At 73.4% G+C, this 24143-nt stretch carries 19 protein-coding genes; 9 read left to right on the plus strand and 10 right to left on the minus strand.

What is annotated here, in order from left to right; translation table 11 throughout:
- Positions 1-29: 29 nt before the first annotated feature.
- Genes ACSNOK_RS01720 through ACSNOK_RS01740 form a run of 5 tightly spaced genes read right to left on the minus strand, consistent with a single transcriptional unit; the run spans position 30 to position 5289 of the window.
- Positions 30-926 carry a glycosyltransferase family 2 protein gene (locus tag ACSNOK_RS01720; protein ID WP_436778714.1) on the minus strand — a complete coding sequence of 299 codons (897 nt, stop codon included), beginning with the start codon at positions 924-926 and terminating at the stop codon, positions 30-32.
- Positions 923-1702 (minus strand): CDP-alcohol phosphatidyltransferase family protein, encoded by a 780-nt coding sequence (locus tag ACSNOK_RS01725; RefSeq protein WP_436778715.1) that lies wholly within the window; start codon positions 1700-1702, stop codon positions 923-925. The genes ACSNOK_RS01720 and ACSNOK_RS01725 overlap by 4 nt, the downstream gene beginning before the upstream one ends.
- Positions 1680-2741 (minus strand): iron-containing alcohol dehydrogenase family protein, encoded by a 1062-nt coding sequence (locus ACSNOK_RS01730; protein WP_436778716.1) that lies wholly within the window; start codon positions 2739-2741, stop codon positions 1680-1682. The genes ACSNOK_RS01725 and ACSNOK_RS01730 overlap by 23 nt, the downstream gene beginning before the upstream one ends.
- Positions 2729-3466, minus strand: a complete 738-nt coding sequence (locus tag ACSNOK_RS01735; RefSeq protein ID WP_436778717.1) for a sugar phosphate nucleotidyltransferase — start codon at positions 3464-3466, stop codon at positions 2729-2731. The genes ACSNOK_RS01730 and ACSNOK_RS01735 overlap by 13 nt, the downstream gene beginning before the upstream one ends.
- Positions 3463-5289, minus strand: a complete 1827-nt coding sequence (locus ACSNOK_RS01740; RefSeq protein WP_436778740.1) for a DUF5941 domain-containing protein — start codon at positions 5287-5289, stop codon at positions 3463-3465. Before ACSNOK_RS01740 ends, ACSNOK_RS01735 begins: the two co-directional genes overlap by 4 nt.
- Before the next feature lie 262 nt (positions 5290-5551).
- Between ACSNOK_RS01740 and galE the strand changes: the two genes are divergently transcribed.
- The 3 genes from galE to idi all read left to right on the plus strand — a co-directional run bounded on the left by galE (position 5552) and on the right by idi (position 8345).
- Positions 5552-6538 carry a UDP-glucose 4-epimerase GalE gene (gene galE / locus ACSNOK_RS01745; protein ID WP_436778718.1) on the plus strand — a complete coding sequence of 329 codons (987 nt, stop codon included), beginning with the start codon at positions 5552-5554 and terminating at the stop codon, positions 6536-6538.
- Between the two features lie 155 nt (positions 6539-6693).
- Entirely contained in the window at positions 6694-7635 is a 942-nt protein-coding gene (locus tag ACSNOK_RS01750; protein WP_436778719.1) for a cation diffusion facilitator family transporter, read from the plus strand.
- 98 nt (positions 7636-7733) lie between these two features.
- Positions 7734-8345 carry an isopentenyl-diphosphate Delta-isomerase gene (gene idi / locus ACSNOK_RS01755; protein ID WP_436778720.1) on the plus strand — a complete coding sequence of 204 codons (612 nt, stop codon included), beginning with the start codon at positions 7734-7736 and terminating at the stop codon, positions 8343-8345.
- Here idi and ACSNOK_RS01760 read toward each other — a convergent pair.
- A complete protein-coding gene (locus ACSNOK_RS01760; protein ID WP_436778721.1) occupies positions 8320-8865 on the minus strand; it encodes an ATP-binding protein in 546 nt (181 codons plus the stop codon). The genes idi and ACSNOK_RS01760 overlap by 26 nt on opposite strands.
- A 277-nt stretch (positions 8866-9142) precedes the next feature.
- On the opposite strand from ACSNOK_RS01760, the gene ACSNOK_RS01765 reads away from it, so the two are divergent.
- A complete protein-coding gene (locus ACSNOK_RS01765) occupies positions 9143-9925 on the plus strand; it encodes an enoyl-CoA hydratase/isomerase family protein (protein WP_436778722.1) in 783 nt (260 codons plus the stop codon).
- A gap of 7 nt (positions 9926-9932) precedes the next feature.
- Here the strand turns inward: ACSNOK_RS01765 and ACSNOK_RS01770 are convergent, their stop codons facing one another.
- Together ACSNOK_RS01770 and ACSNOK_RS01775 are read right to left on the minus strand one after the other, a co-directional pair.
- Positions 9933-10562, minus strand: coding sequence for a DJ-1/PfpI family protein (locus tag ACSNOK_RS01770; protein WP_436778723.1), 630 nt, complete (start codon positions 10560-10562; stop codon positions 9933-9935).
- 22 nt (positions 10563-10584) lie between these two features.
- On the minus strand, positions 10585-11559 hold the full coding sequence (locus ACSNOK_RS01775) for a GlxA family transcriptional regulator (RefSeq protein WP_436778724.1): 975 nt from the start codon (positions 11557-11559) through the stop codon (positions 10585-10587).
- A 169-nt stretch (positions 11560-11728) separates the two neighbouring features.
- On the opposite strand from ACSNOK_RS01775, the gene ACSNOK_RS01780 reads away from it, so the two are divergent.
- On the plus strand, positions 11729-12628 hold the full coding sequence (locus ACSNOK_RS01780) for an SCO6745 family protein (protein WP_436778725.1): 900 nt from the start codon (positions 11729-11731) through the stop codon (positions 12626-12628).
- Between the two features lie 97 nt (positions 12629-12725).
- On the plus strand, positions 12726-15047 hold the full coding sequence (locus tag ACSNOK_RS01785) for a Tex family protein (protein ID WP_436778741.1): 2322 nt from the start codon (positions 12726-12728) through the stop codon (positions 15045-15047).
- 78 nt (positions 15048-15125) lie between these two features.
- On the opposite strand, the gene ACSNOK_RS01790 is transcribed toward ACSNOK_RS01785, so the two are convergent.
- On the minus strand, positions 15126-15917 hold the full coding sequence (locus tag ACSNOK_RS01790) for an AfsR/SARP family transcriptional regulator (protein WP_436778726.1): 792 nt from the start codon (positions 15915-15917) through the stop codon (positions 15126-15128).
- 268 nt (positions 15918-16185) lie between these two features.
- On the opposite strand from ACSNOK_RS01790, the gene ACSNOK_RS01795 reads away from it, so the two are divergent.
- The 3 genes from ACSNOK_RS01795 to ACSNOK_RS01805 all read left to right on the plus strand — a co-directional run bounded on the left by ACSNOK_RS01795 (position 16186) and on the right by ACSNOK_RS01805 (position 22690).
- Positions 16186-16989: a peptidoglycan-binding protein gene (locus ACSNOK_RS01795; protein WP_436778727.1), complete on the plus strand. Its 804-nt coding sequence runs from the start codon at positions 16186-16188 to the stop codon at positions 16987-16989.
- A gap of 136 nt (positions 16990-17125) precedes the next feature.
- Positions 17126-20365, plus strand: a complete 3240-nt coding sequence (locus ACSNOK_RS01800; protein ID WP_436778728.1) for a hypothetical protein — start codon at positions 17126-17128, stop codon at positions 20363-20365.
- Between the two features lie 9 nt (positions 20366-20374).
- Positions 20375-22690 (plus strand): hypothetical protein, encoded by a 2316-nt coding sequence (locus ACSNOK_RS01805; RefSeq protein WP_436778729.1) that lies wholly within the window; start codon positions 20375-20377, stop codon positions 22688-22690.
- A gap of 33 nt (positions 22691-22723) precedes the next feature.
- Here ACSNOK_RS01805 and ACSNOK_RS01810 read toward each other — a convergent pair whose 3' ends face one another.
- The gene (locus ACSNOK_RS01810) at positions 22724-24142 is read right to left on the minus strand and encodes a M1 family metallopeptidase (protein WP_436778730.1); all 1419 of its coding nucleotides are present in this window, start codon (positions 24140-24142) and stop codon (positions 22724-22726) included.
- Position 24143: the final 1 nt, after the last annotated feature.

The following is a 24143-nucleotide window of genomic DNA, read 5'->3' on the forward strand; positions in this document are numbered from 1 at the left end:
AGCGCCCGATGCTCTCAGACAAGAGCTTGTCAGATCACCGGCGGGCGACCCAGCCGGGTCAGGCGCCACACGGTACGCCACTTCATGGGCCGGCGCGGGCCGCACGGCGTCGTCCAGCCCTCCTTGAAGCCGCCGAACCAGGCGCGGAGCGCCGGCAGCGAGGGCTTCCTGGCCAGGGTGAGGAGCATCCACACCCCGAGGTAGACCGGGACGAGGAGGGCCGGCAGGTTGCGGCGGGCCAGCCAGACCCGGTTGCGGGCCACCATGCGGTGGTAGACCGCGTGCCGGCTGGGGGCGGTGGTCGGGTGGTGCAGGACCATGTCCGCCCGGTAGTCGATCATCCAGCCCGCGTCGAGGGCCCGCCAGGCGAGGTCGGTCTCCTCGTGCGCGTAGAAGAACTCGTCCGGCAGACAGCCCGCGTCCGCGAAGACCCGGGTGCGGGCCGCGTTGGCGCCGCCCAGGAAGGTGGTCACCCGGGAGGAGCGCATCGGGTCCGAGGCGCGCAGCCGGGGGACGTGCCGGCGCTGGGTGACGCCGGTGTCCGGGTCGGCGATGCGGAAGCTGATGATGCCCAGCTTCGGGTCGGCCCCGAACGCGCGGCGGCACAGCTCGGCGGTGTCCTGGTTGGGCAGCAGGCCGTCGTCGTCCAGGAAGAGGAGGACGTCGACGTCGCGCCCCGCCGGGCCGAACGCCTCGATGCCGACGTTGCGGCCGGCCGGGATGCCCACGTTCTCGGGCAGCTCGACGGTCCGCACGGCCAGCCCGGGGACGTGCAGCTCGGGCAGCGGCGCGCCGTTGCCCACGACGACGACCTCGATCGGGTCGCCGTCCTGCTTGGCGACCGACTCCAGCAGCGCGCGCAGCTCGGCGGGGCGGTTGCCCATGGTGAGGACGACCGCGCCGACCTTCAGGCCCCGGGCGCTCATCGCAGCCTGCTGGAGGCGAGGATGGACACGAGGTGCAGCAGCGTCTGCAGCAGGGCGATGCCGGCGAGGACGGCGGTGCCGAGGCGGGTGAAGAAGAGGTCGCCCCGGGCCTGGTCCAGGATCGCGAGGAGCACGATCAGCAGGGACGCCTCGATGCCGAGGATCAGCCGGTGGAACTTGAGCGCCGCGGCGGCCTTGCGGGCCAGGGCGACACCGGAGGAACGCGGCTCGGCCGCGGCCTCCTTGACCGGCGGCAGGCCCTGCTGGTGGCGGGCGACGCCGACGAGGTCGGTCTCCGCCTTGATCAGGACGGCGCCGAGCGCGGCGAGCGTGCCGAGGAAGGCCCACAGCCAGTCGGCGCCGCCGTCGCCCCAGAGGTCGGCGGCGCGCAGGCCGAGTCCGACGAGGACGGCGGCGTCGCACAGGTAGGCGCCGACCCGGTCCAGGTAGACCCCGGACATCGAGTACTGCTTCTTCCAGCGGGCGATCTCGCCGTCGACGCAGTCCAGCAGCAGGTAGAGCTGCACGGCGATCGCGCCGAGCACGGCGCCCGCGATCCCCGGCACCAGCAGGGCCGGGGCCGCGAGGACGCCCGCGACGGTCATCAGGTAGGTGAGCTGGTTGGGCGTGACACGGGTGTTCACCAGGTGGCGGTCCACCCGCAGCGAGATTTCCCGCATGTACAGGCGGCCGGCCCAGTGCTCACCGCTGCGCCGGTCCTTCACCCCCGCGGGGTGGACGACCGGCCGGAGTTCAGCGACTGACGGTTTCTGCATAGTCGGCGTATGCGTCCCTGATCTGGTCGGTGGTGAGGGCGAGGTGCTCCAGGATGGTGAACCGCCCGGGCCGGGTCTGCGGAGCGAACTCCACGGCGCGGACGAACTCGTCCTCGGTGAAGCCGATGTCGCCGGGGAGCACGGGCAGCTTGTGCCGCCGCAGCGCCTCGACCATCAGCGCGGACTCCTCGCGGGCGCCACGGAGGTGCATGGCGAAGGCGGCACCGAGGCCGCACTGCTCGCCGTGCGGGGCGGCACGCTTGGGGTAGAGCAGGTCGAAGGCGTGGTTGATCTCGTGGCAGGCGCCGGAGGCCGGACGGCTGTCGCCGGCCACGGACATCGAGATGCCGGTGAGCACGAGGCCCTCGGCGAGCACCTGGAGGAACCCGTCGTCGTCGACGTTGCCGGGGTGGCGCAGCACGGCCTCGCCGGCCTGCCGGGCCAGCGCGGCGGCCAGGCCGTCGATGTCCTCGCCGCGCACCCGGTTGGCCAGCTCCCAGTCCGCCACGGCGGAGATGTTGGAGATGGCGTCGCCGATGCCCGAGCGGACGTAGCGGCCGGGGGCCTGCCGGATGACGTCGAGGTCGATGACGACGGCGATCGGGTTGGGCACGCCGTACGAGCCGCGGCCCGCGTCGTTGTCGAGGGTGGCGACCGGCGAGCAGAGACCGTCGTGGGAGAGGTTCGTGGCCACGGCGACCAGCGGCAGGCCGATGCGCGCGGCGGCGAACTTCGCACAGTCGATGATCTTGCCGCCGCCCAGGCCCACGACCGCGTCGTAGTGGCCCGACTTCATGGCGTCGGCCAGCTTGATGGCGTCGTCCAGGGTGCCGCCGCCGACCTCGTACCAGGTGGCGCCGGGCAGCGCCGGGGCGAGCCGCTTGCGCAGCGCCGCCCCGGAGCCGCCGCTGATCGCGACGGCGAGCTTGCCGGAGCTGGAGATCCGCTGGTCCGCGAGGACGCTGGCGAGATCGTCCAGGGCCCCGGCCCGGATGTCGACGACGACCGGCGAGGGGATGAGCCTCGTCAGTACTGGCACGCGATCTCCCGGCCCTTGGCGAGGTCGTCGTGGTTGTCGATCTCGACCCACTTGACGTCGCCGATCGGCGCGGTGTCGATCTTGAAGCCGCGGTTGACCAGCTCCTGGTAGCCGTCCTCGTAGTAGAGGTCGGGGTCCTTCTCGAAGGTGGCCTTGAGGGCGTCGGCGAGCTCGGCGCCGGCCTCGGGCTCGATCAGGGTGACGCCGATGTACTCGCCGGTCGCGGTGGCCGGGTCCATCAGCTTGGTGATGCGCTGGACGCCCTTCTCGGGGTCCACGATGACCTTCATCTCCTCGTCGGCGAGGTTCTTCACCGTGTCGAGGGCGAGGATGATCTTCTGGCCGTTGCCGCGGGCGTCGAGCAGGGTCTTCTCGACGGAGACCGGGTGGACGGTATCGCCGTTGGCGAGGATCACGCCGCGGCCGAGGACCTCACGGGCGCACCACAGGGAGTAGGCGTTGTTCCACTCCTCGGCCTTGTCGTTGTCGATCAGGGTGAGCTTGAGGCCGTACTTCTCCTCCAGCGCCGCCTGCCGCGCGTACACGGCCTCCTTGCGGTAACCGACGACGATCGCGACCTCGGTCAGACCGACCTCCGCGAAGTTGGCCAGGGTGAGGTCGAGGACGGTGGTGTCACCGTCGACCGGCACCAGGGCCTTCGGAAGGGTGTCGGTGTAGGGGCGCAGACGGCGTCCGGCGCCGGCTGCCAGCACGAGGCCGATCATGCGGGTTCTCCTGTTTCGTCGTGTACTGCGGGCGCCCCGGAGGACACCCAGAAGCGGATGCTCTCGATGAGCACCGCCAGCGCGATGACGGCCGTGAGGACCGTCAGAGCGATCGTGAAGCCTTGGCCCTGCCACAGGACGGCGGCGACGGTGACCGCCAGCGCCCGTCCCTCGTGGCCGCCGATCATCCGGACCAGCCAGTGCGGGGGCGCGCCGGTGCCGCCGCGGATGCGGTACACCGTGTCGTAGTGATGGTAGGCGACCGCGGCGACCAGTCCGAACGCCGCGGGAAGCGCCCCGTCGACGTCCGAGCGCGCGGCCAGGACGAGGATCGCCAGGTATTCGGCGGCCCGGAGGACGGGCGGGAGCAGCCAGTCGAGGGCGCCCTTGAGCGGCGAGGAGACGGCGAGGCCGGTGAGGACCGCGTAGACCGCGGCGCCGGCGACGCCCAGGGGGCTGCCGAAGGGCTTGACCAGCAGCGGGACCAGCAGCGCGGCGGTGCCCAGCAGGCCCAGCAGCGGGACGGTCACGGCGCCCTTGACGCGGGCGGCGCGGGCGATGGTCTCGGCGATCGGGCCGGAGTCCGTGAGCTCGTACAGCGCGTGGGCGGCGCGGTCGGTGCGGCGGGCCTTGCGGGTGACCGAGCGCAGGACGCGGCCGGCGGTGGTGTAGCAGGCGGCGAAGGCGCAGCCGATCAGGAGGACGACGAAGACGATCCGCGGGGTGGTGAGCGCCGTGAGGACGGCTATCAGGGCCCAGCGCTCGCCGATCGGCAGGATGATCATGCGGCGGGCCCAGACCGTCCAGCCGACGCTGTCCAGCTTCCCGGAGAGGGCGGCGGTCGGACTGGTGTTCGCCGTGGCGTCGTGGTTGGCCTCGTTGAACGCGAAGTCCACGACGTGCCGGCAGGTCTGGAGGACCATCGCGCCGAGTGCCAGCGCCCAGACGTCCTCGCCCCCGCGGGCGGCGCCCAGCGCCAGGCCCGCGTAGTAGGCGTACTCCTTGGCCCGGTCGAAGGTGGCGTCGAGCCACGCGCCGAGGGTGGAGTACTGGAGCGAGTAGCGGGCGAGCTGGCCGTCGGTGCAGTCCAGGACGAACGAGAAGATCAGCAGCAGGCCGGCGGCGACGAAGCCGGGGCGGGTGCCGGTCGCCGCGCAGCCCGCCGCGATCAGCGCCGTCAGCAGCGAGGCGGTCGTCACCTGATTGGGGGTGAATCCGCGCCGGGCGCACCAGCGGGCGATGTAGCGGGAGTACGGACTGATGCAGAAGGTGGTGAAGAACCCGTCGCGGGACTTCACGGCGTTCCGCAGCCGGACCGCCTCGTCGTCGGTGGCCGCGACGGCCTGTGCGGCGTGCGCCCGGGCCGGGGCGTCCGGGGGGACGTCGGCGACGAGGACGCCCAGCTCGGGGCGGTGCACGGCGACGCCGTGCGCCTCCAGGCCGGCGGCCAGAGCGTCCGGCAGGACGTCGAGCGGGGAGGCCGGCGCGGCCGGGAAGCCCGCGTAGGCGCCCACCCGGTGCCGGCCGTCGGCCAGCGCGACGACGTCCCGCAGCGCGGCCCGGGCCTCGGGCCGCACCGTGAGGGCGCCGCGCACCGCGGCGGCGGGGAAGCGGGGGTCGGTCAGCGCCAGCCGGAGGCTGTGCCGGTGGCCGACGAAACGGTGGTCGACGAGGGCGACCCGGGCGTTCGCCGGGGCGGCCGCCAGTTCGGCGGAGACCGCGGCGGCGTCGGCCGCCACGCGCACGTCGAAGCCCAGGGACCGCAGGTCGTCCTCCAGGGAGGAGCCGACAGGCGGCAAACCGGTGAGGATGGCGGTCGACAGACGAACTCACTCCTTGGAAGCGTGCCTGGCCGCCTCGGGTCCATCGGGTGTCCGGGCAGCGGTGGTGCCGCGCGGGCCCCGGCATCGGTGGCGAGCGGCACGTCGGCAGAGGCTATCGGATCACTGGAAGCCGCCGTTCACCGCCGGGGTGCGGCCCGGGCCTCACGAGGAGGACGCACGGGGCGCCGCGGTGGTTCCCGGCCCGTCCGGACGCGGTCCGGCGCGGACGGGCGCGGGGTCCGGACTGGTCTAGGGTGCCGTCATGACGTGGCTGATCACAGGCGGGGCCGGGTACATCGGGGCCCATGTGGCGCGGGCGATGACGGAGGCCGGGGAGCGCGTTGCCGTCCTGGACGACCTGTCCAGCGGTGACGCGGCACGGCTGCCCGAGGGCGTCCCCCTGGTGCGCGGCTCGGTCCTGGACCGGGAGACCGTCGACCGGGCGCTCAAGGAGCACGGGGTGACCGGTGTGGTGCACCTCGCGGCCAAGAAGCAGGTCGGGGAGTCGGTCGAGCGCCCGCTGCTGTACTACCGGGAGAACGTGTACGGGCTGACCGTGCTGCTGGAGGCCGTCGTCGCGGCGGGCGTGCGGAGCTTCGTCTTCTCCTCCTCCGCGGCCGTCTACGGGATGCCGGACGTGGACCTCGTCACCGAGGCGACGCCATGCCTGCCGATCAACCCCTACGGGGAGACCAAGCTGGCCGGCGAGTGGCTGGTCCGGGCCGTGGGCGCCGCGCACGGCCTGTCGACCGCCTGCCTGCGCTACTTCAACGTGGCGGGGGCGGCCCGGCCGGAGCTGGCGGACACCGGTGTGTTCAACATCATCCCGATGATGTTCGACCGGATCACCCGGGGCGAGCGGCCGAAGATCTTCGGCGACGACTACGCCACCCCCGACGGCACCTGCGTCCGCGACTACATCCACATCGAGGACCTGGCCACCGCCCACCTGGCCGCGGCCCGCCGGCTGGCGGAGCGGCCCGAGGCGGGCGACCTGACGCTGAACGTGGGCACCGGGCACGGGGTGTCCGTCCGGGAGATGGCGGACCTGATCGGCGAGGTCACCGGCCACCCCGAGCTGGCCCCCGAGGTGGAGCCGCGCCGTCCGGGCGATCCGGCCCGGGTGATCGCCGCCAACGACCTCATCACCCGGACGCTCGGCTGGAGCCCGCGCCACGACGTGCGGAGCATGGTCGTCTCGGCCTGGGAGGGCTGGCGGCTGCGCCATCCGGACGCGTCCGCCGGGTGAGCCGGCACGTCCCTCGAACCGGTGGAATCCCCGCAGGTCAGAGGGGATGACAACGGTGTTCGGTGTCGCGTTGCCCAGGGCCCCCCGCCCGTAGTTCACTGAGGAGCCGGGCGGCACCCGCCGCCGGGACCGGTGGGACACGGGAGGCGGCGTACATGGGTGCAGGGCACGACCACGGCCATTCGCACGGCGGCCCCCCGCCGACCGGCACCGCCGCGGCGGCCTACCGGGGGCGGCTGCGGATCGCCCTGGGCATCACGCTGTCGGTGCTGGTGGCGGAGGTCGTCGGTACGGCGCTGACCGGCTCGCTGGCGCTGCTCGCGGACGCCGGCCATATGGCGACGGACGCGGTGGGCGTGGGGATGGCGCTGGTCGCGATCCATTTCGCCAACCGGCCCAGCGGCGGCCGGCGTACCTACGGCTACGCGCGCGCCGAGATCCTGGCGGCGCTGCTGAACTGCCTGCTGCTGCTCGGCGTCGGCGGCTACATCCTCTTCGAGGCGGTCCGTCGGCTGGCCTCCCCGGCGGAGGTGCCGGGCGGGACGACGATCGTCTTCGGCCTGGTCGGCCTGGTCGCCAACCTGGTGTCGCTGTCCCTGCTGATGCGCGGGCAGAAGGAGAGCCTGAACGTGCGCGGGGCGTTCCTGGAAGTCCTCTCGGACGCGCTGGGCTCGCTGGCGGTCGTGGTCTCCGCACTGGTGATCATGGCCACGGGCTGGACCCGGGCCGACCCGGTGGCCTCGCTGCTGATCGGGCTGATGATCGTGCCCCGCACGCTGAAGCTGCTGCGCGAGGCGCTGGACGTGCTGCTGGAGGCGGCGCCCCGGGACGTGGACATGGACGAGGTCCGGGCGCACATCACGGCCCTGCCGGGCGTCACGGGCCTGCACGACCTGCACGTCTGGACGATCACCTCGGGGATGCCGGTGCTGTCGGCGCACGTGGTGGTGGACCGGGAGGCACTGGACGCGGCCGGGCACGAGCGGATGCTGCTCGATCTCCAGGGGTGCCTGGGCGAGCACTTCGCCGTCGAGCACTGCACTTTTCAGCTGGAACCGGGCGGGTACGCGGAGCGCGAGGCGCGGCTCTGCCACTGACGCCCGCCCCCCGTGCCTCTGCCGCCCCGGTCCCCGCGTTCCCGCCGGGCCGCCGTGGGGCAGACTTGAGGGTCAAGACCGACACCCGAGGATGGTCAATGCCGATCACATCAGCCGAGGGCCGCTCCGCCGACTCCGCCGCGGTCCCCGCCTCCCCCGAAGCCGCTGAACCGATCATGCTGGAACTGGTCGACGAGGACGGCAGAACCATCGGGACCGCAGAGAAGGTCTCCGCGCACCTCGCCCCCGGCCGGCTGCACCGCGCCTTCTCGGTGTTCCTCTTCGACGAGCGGGGCCGGCTGCTGCTCCAGCGCCGGGCCCTGGGCAAGTACCACTCCCCCGGCGTGTGGTCCAACACCTGCTGCGGGCATCCGTACCCCGGCGAGCCGCCCTTCGTGGCCGCGGCCCGGCGTACGGCGGAGGAGCTGGGCGTGGCCCCCGAGCTGATGCGGGCGGCGGGCACGGTGCGCTACAACCACCCGGACCCGCTGTCGGGGCTGGTGGAGCAGGAGTACAACCATCTGTTCGTCGGGACCCTGCGGGCCGTTCCGGACCCGGATCCCGAGGAGGTGGAGGAGTTCGCCTACGTCACCCCCGCCGAGCTGGAGAAGCTGATGGGCGAGGTGACGTTCTCCGCGTGGTTCACCACGGTGCTGGACACGGCGCGGCCGGCCGTCCGCGAGGTCATCGGGGCCGAGGCGGGCTGGTAGGCGCGGGCCCGCAGGCCAGGGGCAGGGCGGCCCAGACGACCTTGCCGCCGCCCGGGGTGTGCTCGACGTCGTACCTGCCGCCGGCCTCGTCCACGACGGCCTGCACCAGGAGCAGCCCCCGGCCGCCGATCCGCTCCTCGTCGGGCAGCAGGGGGCGCGGCCGGTAGGGGTGGCCGTCCTCGACGGCCACCCGCACCTCCTCGGGGCCGACGGAGACCTCGACGGTGAGCTCCGGGGAGAGCAGCGCGGCGTGCTGGACGGCGTTGGTGACCAGCTCGGAGACGATCAGCAGCAGGCCGTCCAGCAGGTCGGCGGCGAGCGGCACCTTCTGACGGCGCATCAGGTCGCGGACGCCGTGCCGGGCGCGGGGCACCGAGGTGGGGAGCGCGGGGGCGGTGAACCGCCAGCTGCCGTGCCGGACGGGGCGGGGCGCCTGCCCGGGCGGGCCGGCCGGCTCGCGGGGCGCCGTGGGCGGCGGGGCCTGGCCCGGCTCGGGCGGGACGCTCCCGACGATCTCCATGTCCGATACCAACCCCTCGCCGTGGCTCCACCGCACACGTCGAGTGTTGGGAAGACCACAGTCCGCGCGGACAGCTGATCAGAAGTCGCCGCCAATCGACGCTATTTGATCGCGTGCGTATGCCGCAGTCACTCTCGCGACTGTTCCTGGCTGCCCTGATCGTCGTTCGCGGAACGCTCCGGAGCAGGTCGCTCCGTCTGCCGGCGTCTTCGGCGACGGGCCGTCCGGGCGGCGGGCACGAGCGGGCCCCGCCGTCCCTCCGGCTAGCATCCGTCCCATGGAGCCCGCACTGCACCTGGACGTCGTCGACGGCACGGCGACGGTCCGCATCGCCCACCCCGCCAAGCGGAACGCCATGACGCCCGCCATGTGGCGGGCGCTGCCCCCGCTGCTGGAGCGCTGCGCCGCGGACCCGGCCGTCCGGGTCCTGGTGCTGACCGGCGAGGGCGACACCTTCTGCGCGGGCGCCGACATCGCCTCGCTCACCGCGGGTGGCGAGGGCGACCCGCAGGACCTGGCCGTCGCCGCCGAGGAGGCGCTGGCGGCCTTCCCCAAGCCGACGGTCGCGGCCGTACGCGGCCACTGCGTCGGCGGCGGCTGCCAGCTCGCCGTCGCCTGCGACCTCCGGTTCGCCGCCGAGGGCGCCCTCTTCGGCGTCACCCCGGCCCGGCTGGGCGTGGTGTACGCGGCCTCGTCCACCCGCCGGCTGACCGGCCTGGTCGGCCCGGCGACCGCCCGGTACCTCCTCTACTCCGCCGAACTCATCGGCGCGGAAAGGGCCTTGCGCACCGGCCTGGTGGACGAGGTGTGGGCACCGGACGAACTGGACGCCCGGGTCGCCGGGTTCGCCCGGCTGCTCGCCGCGCGGTCGCAGCTGACGCAGGCCGCGGCGAAGGAGTTCACCCGCCCGGGGCCGGTGCCGGCGGAGCGCGTCGCCCACTGGGCGGAGCAGGGGCACCGGAGCGCCGACCTGGCGGAGGGGGTCACGGCGTTCCTGGAGCGCAGGGAGCCGCGGTTCACGTGGAGCGTTCCGTCCGGGAGCCGACCGGCCGGGAGCTGACGGGGCGTCAGTCCTTGCCGCGTACCCGCTTCCACTCGGCCACCAGCTCGGCGGGGGCCGTGCGCACCGAACCCGCCGTGTACGGCGGCCGGGGGTCGTACTCGGTGATCAGCTGGATCGACCGGGCCGTACGGTCGTCGGCCAGCCGGCCGGCCAGCGTCAGCCCCATGTCGATCCCGGCGGAGACGCCGGCGGCCGTCACGTACTTGCCGTCGGTCACCACCCGCTCGGCCGTCGGTTCGGCGCCGTACCCGGCGAGCTGCGGCAGCGACAGCCAGTGGCCGGTGGCCCGGCGGCCCGCCAGCAGCCCGGCGGCGCCGAGGACCAGCGCGCCGGTGCACACCGACGTGGTCCAGCGCGTGTGCCGGTCCACCGCCCGCAGCCAGTCGTGCACGGGCCCCGGTTCCAAGGGCAGGTTGGCCTCGGGGCCGCCCGGTACGACGAGCACGTCGGCCTCGGTGATTTCGTCGAACGCGGCGTCGGCGACCAGGGTGAGCATGTCCCGGTCGTCGCGGACGGGCCCGCGCCGCTCGGCGACGAGGACCGCCTCGGCGCCGGGGAGCCGGGTCAGGATCTCATAGGGGCCGGTGACGTCGAGGACGGTGAAGCCGGGGAAGAGGAGGACGGCGATCTGCACGGGTGGCCTTTCGGGCGGTGCTTCAGCGGGTGGGTCGGTGGTCCGGGCGGACCCGGCGGCGGTACGCGCCGGGCGGGGCGCCCAGCGCGCTCAGGAAGGCCCGGCGCATCGCCTCGGGCGTGCCGTAGCCGCAGCGGCGGGAGATCTCCTCGACGCCGTCCGCCGTCTCCTCCAGCAGCCGCCGGGCGGTCTCCAGGCGTACCCGGCCGACGTACCGGCCGGGCGGAACGCCCACTTCCGCCCGGAAGGCGCGGGCGAAGTGCCGGGGCGACAGGCCGGCGCGGGCGGCGAGCGCCTCGACGCTCAGGTCCGCGCCGGGGTGCTCGGCGATCCACTGCTGGAGGTCGCGCAGCGCGGGCCGGCGGGGGGTCTGCGCGGCCAGCTGGGCACTGAACTGCCGCTGGCCGCCCGGGCGCCGCAGGTACACGACCAGGTAGCGGGCGACGGCGAGGGCGACGGCCCGGCCGAGGTCCTCCTCGACCAGCGCCAGGGCGAGGTCCACGCCGGCGGTGACGCCGGCCGAGGTGGCGACGCTGCCGTCCCGCACGTAGACGGGCTCGGTCTCCAGCCGGACGGCGGGGAAGCGCTCGGCGAAGCCGTCGCAGTACGCCCAGTGGGTGGTGGCCCGGCGGCCGTCCAGCAGCCCGGCGGCGGCCAGCAGGAACGCCCCCGTGCACACGGAGACCAGCCGGCCGGCGCGCGGACCGTGCTCGCGCAGCAGCGCGACGAGCCGTGGGTCGGGGTCGGTGACGCTCCGTCCGCCGGGGACGAGCAGTACGTCCGGCGCGGGCTCGGCGACCAGGGCGCCGTCGGGCGTCAGAAGGAGGCCGCTGCCGGTGCGCACCGGCCGGCCGTCGACGGTGGCGGTACGCACCCGGTACGCGCCGGGGTCGCCGACCGTGAGCCCGGCCTGGGTGAACACTTCGAGCGGGCCGGTGACGTCGAGGCTCTGGACGCCCTCGTGGAGGACGATGAGCACGGTGTGGCGAGGCGTCATGATCACATGCTGGTCCCGGTGGCGCGGGGCGGCAATGACGTCCTTCCCACCTTTCCGGCCATGCCGGACGTCCTCCCGGGAGGTCCGGCCGCCTCCGGACATCCCTCCCGGGAGGTCCGGCCGCCTCCGGTCTTCCGTGCGGGCCCGCCCGCCGCCTAGCGTGCGGTGTATGACCACTCCTTCCCCTCTGCCCTCCCTCCTTTCCGCGGGCCGCCGTTGCCAGCAGGCCCTGGAGGCCGTACACGTCTTCACGTACTTCACCCCCGAGACCGTCCGGGAGTTCGCCGCGTTCGGGGTGGAGGACGGGCACACCCGGTACTTCGCCGAGCGGTCCGCCGCCATGGGACGGGTCGGCGCGGGCACGGTGACGGCGGCGTTCCACGTGTTCAAGTACGAGCTGGTGGCCCGTCATGTGCCGGCGGTGTGGGAGCGGGTGGCGCCGGAGGAGGCGGTGGCGGCGCGGCTGCGCGCCTGCGACGCCGCGCTGCGCCGGATGCTCGGGGAGGAGGTCGTATCCGCGCCGGAGACCGCCGAGGCCGCCGAGCTCGCGCTGCGGGCGGCGGAGGCGGGCGAGCGCGCGTCCCGGCCGCTGTTCGCCGCCCAGGCGGACCAGCCCGTTCCCGACGCCCCGCACCTGGCGCTCTGGCACGCCGCGACGCTGCTCCGCGAGCACCGCGGCGGCGGGCACCTGGCGGCGCTGGCCGGCGCCGGGCTGGATCCGGTCGAGGCCCTGGTCAGCCACGCGGCCGACGGCGACCGGGGGTCGCTGACCCGACGGCTGCTGCGCACCCGCGGGTGGAGCGCGGAGGAGCTGGAGGAGGGCGCGCGGCGACTGCGCGAGCGCGGGCTGCTCGCCGCCGACGGGGCGCTCACCGCGGCGGGCGCGGCGCTGCGCCGGGACGTGGAGGAGGCGACCGACCGGCTGGACGCCGGGCCGTGGGAGCGCCTGGGCGCGGACGGCACGGCCCGGCTGACCGAGCTGGCCGGGGACCTGGCCCGCCGGATCGCGGCCGCCGGAGGGTCCCCGACGGGCTCCCCGCGTCGGGCGGAGGACGCCCGCGAGGGGTGAGCCGGGGGCGGCGCGGCCCGCGTTGTCGGAGGTACCTGCCACAATGCGGAGCGCAGTCCGAATGAGAAAGCGGAGCGTGATCGTGACGGCTACCGGTATGTCGGTCGAAGGCAGGATCGCCGAGGAGCTCGGCGTTCAGGAGCGGCAGGTGAAGGCGGCCGTCGACTTGCTCGACGGCGGGGCGACCGTGCCGTTCGTCGCCCGGTACCGCAAGGAGGCGACCGGCGCGCTGGACGACGCGCAACTGCGCACCCTGGAGGAGCGGCTGCGCTACCTGCGGGAGCTGGAGGAGCGGCGGGCCGCCGTCCTGGAGTCGGTGCGCTCGCAGGGCAAGCTGGACGCCGCGCTGGAGGCGCGGATCCGCGAGGCCGACTCCAAGGCCCGGCTGGAGGACATCTACCTGCCGTTCAAGCCCAAGCGGCGGACGAAGGCGCAGATCGCCCGCGAGGCGGGGCTCGAACCGCTGGCCGAGGGGCTGCTGTCCGACCCGGGCGTCGAACCCCTCGCCGCGGCCGCCGCCTTCGTCGACGCGGACAAGGGCGTCGCCGACCCGGCCGCCGCGCTGGAGGGCGCCCGGGCGATCCTCACCGAGCGGTTCGCGGAGGACGCGGACCTGATCGGCGAGCTGCGCGAGCGGATGTGGACGCGGGGGCGGCTGGTGGCCAAGGTGCGGTCCGGGAAGGAGGAGGCGGGCGCCAAGTTCGCCGACTACTTCGACTTCGCCGAGCCGTTCACCGAGCTGCCCTCGCACCGGGTGCTGGCCATGCTGCGCGGCGAGAAGGAAGAGGTGCTGGACCTCGTCCTGGAGCCGGAGCCGGCCGGTGAGGCGACGGCCGGCCCCAGCTCGTACGAGCAGGCCGTCGCGCGCCGGTTCGGCGTGGCCGACCGGGGGCGGCCGGGCGACAAGTGGCTGGCCGACACGGTCCGCTGGGCCTGGCGCACGCGGATCCTCGTCCACCTCGGCATCGATCTGCGGCTGCGGCTGCGGCAGGCGGCGGAGGACGAGGCGGTCCGCGTCTTCGCCGCCAACCTGCGCGACCTGCTGCTGGCCGCCCCGGCCGGCACGCGCGCCACGATGGGGCTCGACCCCGGCTTCCGTACGGGCGTGAAGGTCGCCGTGGTCGACGCCACCGGCAAGGTCGCGGCCACCGAGACGATCTACCCGCACGTCCCGCAGAACAAGTGGGACGCCTCGCTGGCCACTCTCGCGCGGCTCGCGAAGGAGCACGGGGTGGAGCTCGTCGCCATCGGCAACGGCACGGCCTCCCGGGAGACGGACCGGCTGGCCGCCGACCTGATCGGCCGCCACCCCGAGTTGGGCCTGACCAAGGTGATGGTCTCGGAGGCGGGAGCCTCGGTCTACTCGGCCTCCGCCTACGCCTCGCAGGAACTGCCCGGCCTGGACGTGTCGCTGCGCGGCGCCGTCTCGATCGCGCGGCGGCTCCAGGACCCGCTGGCCGAGCTCGTCAAGATCGACCCCAAGTCGATCGGCGTGGGCCAGTACCAGCACGACCTGTCCGAGGTGAAGCTCTCGCGGTCGCTCGACGCGGTCGTCGAGGACTGCGTCAACGGCGTCGGCGTCGACGTCAACACGGCGTCCGCGCCGCTGCTCTCCCGGGTCTCCGGCATCAGTTCCGGCCTCGCGGACAACATCGTCGCCCACCGCGACGCGAACGGCCCCTTCCGGTCCCGCAGGGCGCTCAAGGACGTGGCCCGGCTCGGCCCCAAGGCGTACGAGCAGTGCGCCGGCTTCCTCCGCATCCGCGGGGGTGACGACCCGCTGGACGGCTCCAGCGTCCACCCCGAGGCGTACCCGGTCGTCCGGGCGATGGCGAAGCGGACGGGGAACGACGTCGCCGCTCTCGTGGGCAACACGAGTGTGCTGCGGTCGCTGCGGCCCGAGGACTTCGTCGACGACGCGTTCGGTCTGCCGACGGTGACGGACATCCTGCGCGAGCTGGAGAAGCCGGGGCGGGACCCGCGGCCGGCGTTCCGGACGGCTTCGTTCAAGGACGGTGTCGAGAAGATCGGTGATCTGACGCCGGGGATGATCCTGGAGGGCGTCGTCACGAATGTCGCCGCTTTCGGGGCGTTCGTCGATGTCGGCGTCCACCAGGACGGGCTCGTGCACGTGTCCGCGATGTCGCGGAACTTCGTGAAGGACCCGCGGGATGTCGTGAAGCCCGGGGACATCGTGCGGGTGAAGGTGCTGGAGGTCGACATTCCGCGGAAGCGGATCTCGTTGACGCTGCGGCTGGACGACGAGGCTTCCGGTTCTTCGCGGCGGGAGCCTCGTGAACAGCGGCGTGGGGGTGCGCCTCGGCAGCAGCGGCGTGAGGCTTCCGCGCCCGCGGCGGGTGGGGCTATGGCCGACGCGCTGCGGCGTGCGGGGCTGGTGCGGCCGGAGGGCCGCAGGTAGGCAGCCCCGGTCCCGCCCTTTCACCGTTTCCTGGGGCTGACGCCCCAGACCCCGAAACCGCGCTGCGCGCGGTTGTCCTCAAACGCCGGACGGGCTGGAGCGCGCGCTTCGGCCCGTCCGGCACTCCAGCGCCGGATCCCGCCGCAGGATCGCGTGCTGGAGCCGGGCGAGCTCCTCGCCGGGCTCCACCCCCACTTCGTCGATGAGCATCCGCCGCGTGGCGCGGTAGAGCGCGAGGGCCTCCGCCTGCCGGCCGCCGCGGTACAGGGCGAGCATGAGGAGGGCGCGGGGCCGCTCCCGGAGCGGGGAGTCCCGGATGAGTTCGTCGAGCCCGGCGGCGGCTTCGTCGAAGCGGCCGAGGGCCAGGGCCGCGGCGGCGCGGCCCTCGGCGGCGGAGCGGCGCAGCTCCTCCAGCCGGGCGATCTCGGCGGCGAGCGGCTGGTGGTCCGCGAGGCCGGCCAGCGCGGGGCCGCGCCACAGGCCGAGGGCTCGGGTGAGGCAGTCGTGCGCCGCCGGGGGATCGCCCGCGTCGAGCAACGCGCGCCCCCGGCCGACCAGTCCGGCGAACCGGACGCTGTCGACCTGATCGTCCCGGACGTACAGCGCGTACCCGCCGGTGGTACCGCGGACCAGGCGAACCGTTTCGGTTCCCGGACGGACCCCCAGCAGCTTCCGGAAGCGGGACACGTAGCTCTGCAGGCAGTTGGTGGCACTGGGCGGGGCGTCGGTCCCCCACACGTAGTCGATGAGCCGGGGCGCCAGCACCAGGGAGTTCCGGTGCAGGAGCAGGGCCACCACGACGGCCTGCTGTCTGCGCCCTCCCGGGCTGACGACCCGGTCCTCGTCGGCGATCGTGACGGGCCCGAGCACGCGGAACTCCATGGTGTTCCCCCGGAGCGATGCTGCCTTCCCAAGCCCCGGGGTCACCCGGAGTGGCTCCTTGTGTAACACGTGGATCTCGCGGCTGGAAGGGCCTACCACCCGGCACGGGCACCCCGCCCGCCACGGCGCGTGCGCGGCCGGACCCGGCTGCACGACGGTTGCAAGGATTCCGCATGCCTCCCGGACAAGCCTGAGTGTCGCGGCTCCGTCGATCCGTCCGGATCCGCGGTTCATGAGCTACGGGGGAATGTTCGTCATGATCGAATCACCGTTATCGCCGGGGCGGTTCGCCGGGGCGACGGCAGAAGGTGTCGTCGAGACCGCCGCCTCGCAGATCGGCGTACACGAAGGGCGTTCGGGCGGCCACTGGAACAACGTCCAGCGGTACAGCGAGGAGGTCCCGGGGCTGGAGTGGTCGCAGGGCCAGCCGTGGTGCGCGACCTTCGTGTCCTGGGTGGCCCTGCGCGCGGGCGTCGCGGGGCTGTTCCCCCGCACCGCCTCGTGCGCGGCGGCGGTGGCCTGGTTCCGCGACCGCGACCGCTTCTCGGCATACCCGGCGGTGGGCGCCCAGGTCTTCTACGGTCCCGACGGCGCGGACCACACCGGCGTCGTCGAGCGGTACGACAGCACGTACGTCTACGTCGTCGAAGGCAACACCAACGTGAACGGTTCCGCCGAGGGTGACGGGGTGTACCGCCGCGTCCGGGAGCGGAAGTCGTCCCGCGTCCACGGCTACGGGTACCCCCGGTACCCGGGCGGCATCGACTCGGCCGACCCCTCGTGGCCCCGCCCGGACCCCCGCCCGCCGGACGTGTACGAACCGTTCCCGGGCGAGGAGTGGTTCCGTGCCGCGCCGTACAGCCCCGTCGTCACCGCGATGGGCCGCAGGCTGGTCGCCGAGGGAGTGGCGGTGTACACCCGGGGCCCGGGCCCGCAGTGGACCGACGCCGACCGCCGCTCGTACGCGGGCTTCCAGCGGAAGATCGGCTACCGGGGTGCCGACGCCGACGGCTGGCCCGGCCCCGTCTCCTGGGCGAGCCTGCGCGTACCCCGCGGCTGACACCCACCGGATCCCGCGAGCGGGATCCCGCGGTGCGTCCCGTGTCCCGGCTCCGCCGCCGCGGCCCTCGCGACGCACCCGCACCCTCCATGACGGACCTCGTCATGACGCTCACCGATATCAGGGGGATACAGCGATGGCGCTGGTCGTCACCTTCACCGGACGGACACCGCTCGCGAGCAACGGGCCCCGGGCGAGATACGAGCTCTGGAGCTACACCGTGCAGCCGACGACGCCGTCGGACCTGGCGGGCACCCAGCGGATCGCCCTGGCGATCCCGGCCGGTGTCGACGTCCAGGACCCCCGGCTGTTCCCGGACGTACCCGCGCTCGCCGGCGCGTTCCTCGAAACCGACCCGAACATCAGCCGGCAGTACGTCGGCAGGCCGGTCAGCGGCCTGGGCGCCCAGACGATCACGTTCGTGGCTCCGCCCGCCCAGGGCGACCGCGAGCTGTTCCTGGTGGGCAAGGGGGTGGCCGCGCGCTCCTGGACGGTCGTGCCGTTCGCCCGGAGTGCCACGGGCGATCCGGACAACGTCCAGACCATGCCGGCGCCGATACCGGTCCCGCGCCCGGGCAGAGGGCGGCCGGTCACCGACTTCGCCGGGGCGCTGCCGTACGCCAGCGAGTCGTTCGGCCTGTACCAGCCCCTGCTGGGCTGGCGTTCGCAGCGCACGGTCGACCGCTTCCTGGACGGCCTCTCCCGCGCCGACGAGGACCTGCTGGCCGTGGTGTCCCGGCTGATCGCGACGGACACCAATGTCTCCGACTCCCCGATCAGCCTCTCCCCGCAGGCGGCCGTGCCGATGTCCGGGGAGGTCCTGACCCTGCGCACCGGCACGGCCGCGGCCCCCAGGCCGTACCGCGCGCTGATCGAGTCGGTGCTGGCCGACGTGATCCGGGCGAAGGTCAAGGGCAGGAATCTGCGCGACCGCGCGGTCTGGCTCCCCCTGCTCAAGCGGGAGGCGCTGAACACCACGCTCGCCACCGAGGTCACCCCGGTGCTGATGCAGCGTACCGAGACGGAAACGGACTCCAACCGCCGCAAGGCCCTCCTGAAGGTCCTGGCCGACAAGGAGTCCATGGTCGCCGGACTGCTGAACCACCTGCTGGAACAGGACATGGTCCCCACCCTGGCGGACCTGTTCACGCCCCCCGCGCCCGAGGTGGACGCCGAGCGCTACCGGGGCATCACGCGGATGCTCGACCCGCTGGAGACGCTGTCACGGCAGGAGGCGGTGAACCGGGTCAGCCTCTCCCCGGTCGGCGTCGTGCATCTCTTCCGGCAGTACTTCTTCGAGTTCGACACCTTCCTCGGGCCGCCCGTCCAGCACGTCTGGCTCAGCCCGGGCGGCACCGTGGAACTGGTCGAGGCGCACTCCAAGAAGAGCACGGTCGAGCGCAGCGTGGAGACCGGTCTGGAGACGACGGAGAAGTCGGAGCGGGAGACCGTACAGCAGGACGACGTCTCCGAGGCCGTCAAGAACGAGAACGAGAGCAGCACCAAGCTGGGCTTCTCGGTCTCGTCCAACCAGAGGTGGGTCTGGGGCGACGCCAACGAGACCGCGACCATGGACATGAACAACACCCAGCGCCAGGCCCGCGAACAGACCCACAAGCGGATGCGGCAGCAGAGCGAACGGCTCAGCTCGGAGATCAAGCGCAGTTTCAAGACCACGTTCCGCACCGTCACGGAGACCGGCGACACCGCCAGCCGGCGCTACGTACTCCAGAACACGACCGACAAGCTGGTCAACTACGAGCTGCGCCGCAAGATGCGCCGGGTGGGCGTCCAGGTGCAGGACCTGGGGACGCAGCTCTGCTGGCAGAGCTACGTGGACGACCCGGGGCAGGAGCTCGGCCTGGCGAAGCTCGTGCACCTGGCCGCCCCGCCGGACGCCACCGCCGCCGCCCCGGCCAACGAACTGCCGGTCCCGGACGACTACACCGAGGAAGTGACCGGCGCTTTCACCCTGCCGGGCCGCGGTGACATCACCTACCGCGGCTCCCGCGCCTGGGTCTGCGACATCGAGCTGCGGGCCAAGGACGGATACGCCTACCTGAGCCACGGCGGCGTGAAGTGGACCGGGACGAACAACGTGAGCGTCACCGTCGTCGCCAACCGGAAGGACGACCAGGGCGGCGTCCCGGCCGGCACCCCCGCGCCCCGGGAACCGAGCCTGTCCCTCTACGTCACCTACGGACACGGCAAGGGCGGCGAGGAGTTCCAGTTCACGATCCCCGTGAAGTACACGCCGAAGGAGGAGAAGAAGAAGCAGATCGCCGACCGGAACGCCGTCCTCGCCAAGGAACGCACCCTGGAACTGGACCGGTTGCAGCGCGAGGCGTATCTGAAGGCCGCCATCGAACGGATCGAGGCCGTCGGCCGCGTCGAGCCCAGGAGCTACGACACCCTGCGGGAAGAGGAACGGGTCGTCGTCTACCGCAAGCTCCTCAGGCACCTGCTCCAGCTCGGCGAGACCGTGCCCACCGACCCCAAGGTGCTGCACAAACTGTCCGAGCTGGTCGGCTCCATCTTCGACGTCGACGCGATGCTGTACTTCGTCGCCCCCGAGTGGTGGCGGCCCCGCCTCCACCCCGGCCACCCGCAGGTCGCACCGGAACTCGACCGGCTCCCCGACCCCAAGACCGCCGGGCAGCCGGACCGGTCACGGCTTCCCGTCCCGGTCCTGGAGTCGTTCCGGCGCAGGCCCGGGGGCCTGGACGACCACGTCGTGGGCTGGTCCAACCCACAGGACATGCTGCGCAAGGACAACTACTACATCACCGCGAAATCCGCCCCCGCGCGCATGGGCAGCTCCCTCGGCTGGCTCCTGCAACTGGACGGGGACGAGCAGCGCAACACCTTCCTCAACGCCCCGTGGGTCAAGGCGGTGATCCCCATCCGCCCGGGCAAGGAGCTGGCCGCGCTCAACTGGCTCAGCGACGACAGCATCGAGGGGGCGGCCGGTCTCGACGACCTCTACCAGCCGGCGGCGGCGGGCGAGAGCGGCCGGATCCTGGACCGACTGCGCGCCTACCCGTGGTCGGACCCGGAGCTGGTCGCCCGGTACCGGTCCCTGGACCCCGCCGCGCTCACCGTCCGCGACGTCCTGCGCTACGTCGCCGTCAGCATCGTGGAGAAGTACCGGAAGGGCCAGGACGTGGTGACCGAGCGGCTGGAGGACGGGGTCACCCTCAACTACCTCCCCCCGGACAAGGTCTACGAACACGGCTTCTACCCGCTGACCGACGGGTTCAAGGCCGAGTCGCAGCAGCCCTACGAGGTGTTCGACCAGTGGGTCGAGGTCCTGCCGACCGATCAGGTGGCCGCCGTCCAGGTCACCTACCACCCGCAGACCGGCCAGCAGGTCTGAGGCCGCGCCGTGCCGACACCCGAACTCCCGCGCGTCACGCCGCCGGCCCGGCCGGCGGCCCCCCGGCCGGAGCTGGTCACCCGCGCGGCGGTGATCAGCCCGCCGGCGGCGGCTCCGGTGCCGCGGGAGCGCCATTTCGGTCCCGACCTGACCGGCCTGTGGGAGGCGGACGGGTCGGGGAGGAACACCACCAGTCCGCTGCTGGTACAGATCAGCCAGGCCGGCGCCGCCCTGGCGATCTGGTTCAGCCGGCCGCCCCGGGGCCTCACCGGCGTCGACGTCCTCGTGCTGAAGGACGGGGACGGCCGGGAGCGGAAGGCCGACGAGACCTGGGTGCACGGAGTCGCCCGGGGCTTCCTCGCCGACAAGACGGGCCGCAACCGGCTGCGGAGCGGCGAGCCCGTACCGCTGACCTGGTGCGTCGCGCAGGGAGCGAACGACGCCCCGTACAACCCCTTCGACGCGACGGCCACCGACCCGTTCAACCCGCTCGACCCCTGGCAGAGCGAGGGTGCTTCGGTGACCGGACTGGGCTTCCGGGGCAAGGGCACCCTCCACTACCCGTGGGACGCTCCGGAACGCCTCGTGCTCGCCTTCGCCCGGAACGGCGGACCGGTACTGAGGCTGCGGCGGGTCAGCCCCGTCGTGCGCTGGCCCAGGCGGCTGATCGGCCGGCTGGCCGAGCCGCTGCGGACGCAGGTGCTCATCGACCAGACCCGGCCGGTCCCCGCGGCGTACCAGAGCGGGATGACGTCGCTGTTCGGGTCGCCCAGCTCGGAATTCGCCGCCCGGATCAGGGCGTGGAAGCACACCGACGGCGCCCAGCGGCGGAACAACCGTGTCGCGATCGCCGGCAGGCTGGAGTGCGCGCTCGCCGAACCCTGGCGGTCACGCCTGCGCGACGTGATGGCGATGTACGGGAACTTCCGCAACCTGGAGGTGGACGGCACGCTCCAGACCTACTACGCGTGGCTGAACGAGATCCTCGACGACGAGGTGCGCGACGGCGGCGTGGACGCCGCGTACCCGCCGGGCTGGGACACCGTGCGGGTGCAGGAAGCCCTCCGAAGTCTGGGCGTGGGCGGTGAGGCGTCCTTCCTCTACCGGTTCACCTTCCACGACGTCGGCGTCGCGGGGCCGGTGGCGGGGGTCCGGCTGGGTGTCTTCGGGGCATTGGCCAAGGTCGAGAAGTTCCGGCTGGTCTTCAAACGGTCCCCCGACGGAAAGCGGGTGTACGACGCGTTCGGGCGGCCGGAGACCGAGGAACCGACCCCGGTGAAGTGGGACGACGGCCACCAGGTGTTCGCCGTCTTCGGCCGGATGGACGCCGGGCTCTCCACCGACATCGTCTGGAGGAAGGGCTTCGGCCGCCCCAAGGACGTCGTCATGGAGCCCGGGGACAAGCTCGAGTCCTCCGTCGCCGACCTCGGCACCCTCGACTTCCGCTCGGAGCTCGACCTGGCCTCGTCGGCGGACTTCTCGGGGGCCCTGATGACCATCGCCTCGGTGACGGTGGACAAGACCGAGGCGGGAAACCTGGGGCAGGCGAACCTGGTCGACAGCGCGCTGTGGCAGATCCGGCTCCCCGGACACGGCTGGATGCACGCCGTCGTCGAGGCGGAGAACTTCTCGGGACCCAAAATCCCGTTCAACTGGGGTGGTTTCCTCGCCAAGGGGTGGTGGAAGGGCTGGCTCCCCTCGACCGCGGAGTTCACCCCGTTCCGGGTCGGGATGTGCGTCGGAGCCCTCTTCACCCTGTCCGGCGCCACGGCCGCCGCCCGGAAACGGAACGCCGACGACAAGACCCGGGCGCTGGTCACCGGCACGGCCTCCGCCATGTTCCCCTACGACTCGTGGGACCTCGACGCCGAGGAAGCGGGCTCGGACACCACCGGCAGAATGCGCTTCGAACGCGAACTCGCCGAGATCCGGGCGGTGATCGATTCCTATGGACCGGCACCCGTCCTGCTCGCCTTCACCTCGCCGGAAGGCAGCGTGCGCCACAACGACGTGCTCTCCGAGAACCGGGCCCTCGCGACCCGCCAGGCCGTCGTGGACGCCCTCGGCCGGTACCTCGCGCGCGAGGGGTTCGTCGTCTCCGCCCAGGGGGAGTACCCCGCCAAGGCCAGGGGCGACCTCAGGATCCAGGGCATCCCGGTGGCCGGCGGCGGCCTCCCCGATCCGGAGAAGTACCCGTCCCGGGACGACTTCGACCGGTCGCCCGACGGGCCCACCGCCAAGGAGTGGCCCCGCTGGCGACGCGTCGACGTCTACGTGGAGGGAACCCTCGTCGCCCGGCTCCTGGACAGCGGGTCCACCCCGTGACGCCCGCCGGCGGGCTGCCGGGCGCCCGCGCCCTCACCCCCGCCGGAAGTCCGGCACCCGCTTCTCGTACAGCCACGGCGCCAGCACGCCCTCCACGTTCCGCGCGGCGACCCGTCCCGCGTGGGCGAGGAACCCGGGAGTGTCCGCGCTCCCGCCCCGCCGCGCCTCGTGCCACGTCCGCAGCGTACGGAAGAAGGGCTCGTCGCCCACGGCCAGGCGCAGGGCGTGCAGGGCGCACGCCCCCCGTACGTAGACGCGGTCGTCGAACAGGTGCCGCCGCCCCGGATCCGCGATCCGCAGGTTCTGGCGGCGCTCCGCGAGGTCGGTGCGGGAGCGGCGGGCGAGGGTGTCGGCGTCGTCCTCGCCGAGGTGTTCGGACCAGAGCCACTCGGCGTAGGTGGCGAAGCCCTCGTTGAGCCAGATGTGCCGCCACTCGGCGAGGCTGACGCTGTTGCCGAACCACTGGTGGGCCGTCTCGTGGGCGACGAGCGTCTCCCAGCCGCGCCGGCCGTCCATGTGGTTGCGGCCGAAGACGGAGAGGGTCTGGTTCTCGACGGGCGCGGACAGGTCGGCGTCGACGACGGTCACGCCGTAGGACTCGAACGGGTAGGGGCCGAAGAGGTCGGTGTAGAGCCGGAGGATCCGGCCCTGGCGGGCGAGGTCGTGGCGGACGTGGTCCACCAGGCGGGCGGGGCAGGCGACGTGCACCGGCACGGGGGCGCCGGAGACGTCCTCCCCGGTCCACGTCTCGCGGTGGAAGCGGCCGGTGTAGAGGGCGGCGAGGTAGCAGGCCATCGGGCCGGGGTGGTGGTAGGTCCAGCGGGCTGAGCCGTTCTCCTCCCGGTGGCCGGCCAGGGAGCCGTTGGCGAGGGCGTCGTAGCCGGCGGGGACGGTCACCTCGAAGGTGTAGGCGGCCTTGTCGTCGGGCCGGTCGTTGCAGGGGAACCAGGAGGGCGCGCCCACCGGCTGGGAGGCGACGAGCGTGCCGTCGTGCTCGTCGCCGGTGCGGTCCCAGCCGATGGGGCCGTAGGGCGAGTGGACGGGCCGGGGCCGGCCGCCGTAGCGGATGTCCAGGACGAAGGGGCGCCCGGGGTCGAGCGTCCGGCCGGCGGTGATCCGGAGTCTGCCGTCGCGGTGCCGGAAGGGGACCGGCCGGTCGTCGAGGAGGACCTCCTCCACCGTGAGCTTGGCGAGGTCGAGTTCGACCGTGTCGAGGGCGCCGTTGGCCGTCGCCTCGATCCGGGCGCGGCCGTCCAGCCGGTGGCCACGCGGGTCGTAGTCGAGCTCCAGGTGGTAGGCGAGGGTGCGGTGGGCGTACGAGCCGTGCCGCGGGAAGTAGCGCTCGTCGCGGGCGGGCCGGTGGCGGCCGCCGCCGCCCACGGCGGCGGCGGTCACCGGGGCGGCCAGCGCCGTGAGCAGGACGCGGCGGCTGCAGGTGTGTCGGGCTCCCATG

Origin of the sequence: Streptomyces sp. URMC 126, assembly GCF_051386555.1 — a bacterium.
In the GTDB taxonomy this organism is placed as follows: Bacteria; Actinomycetota; Actinomycetes; order Streptomycetales; family Streptomycetaceae; genus Streptomyces.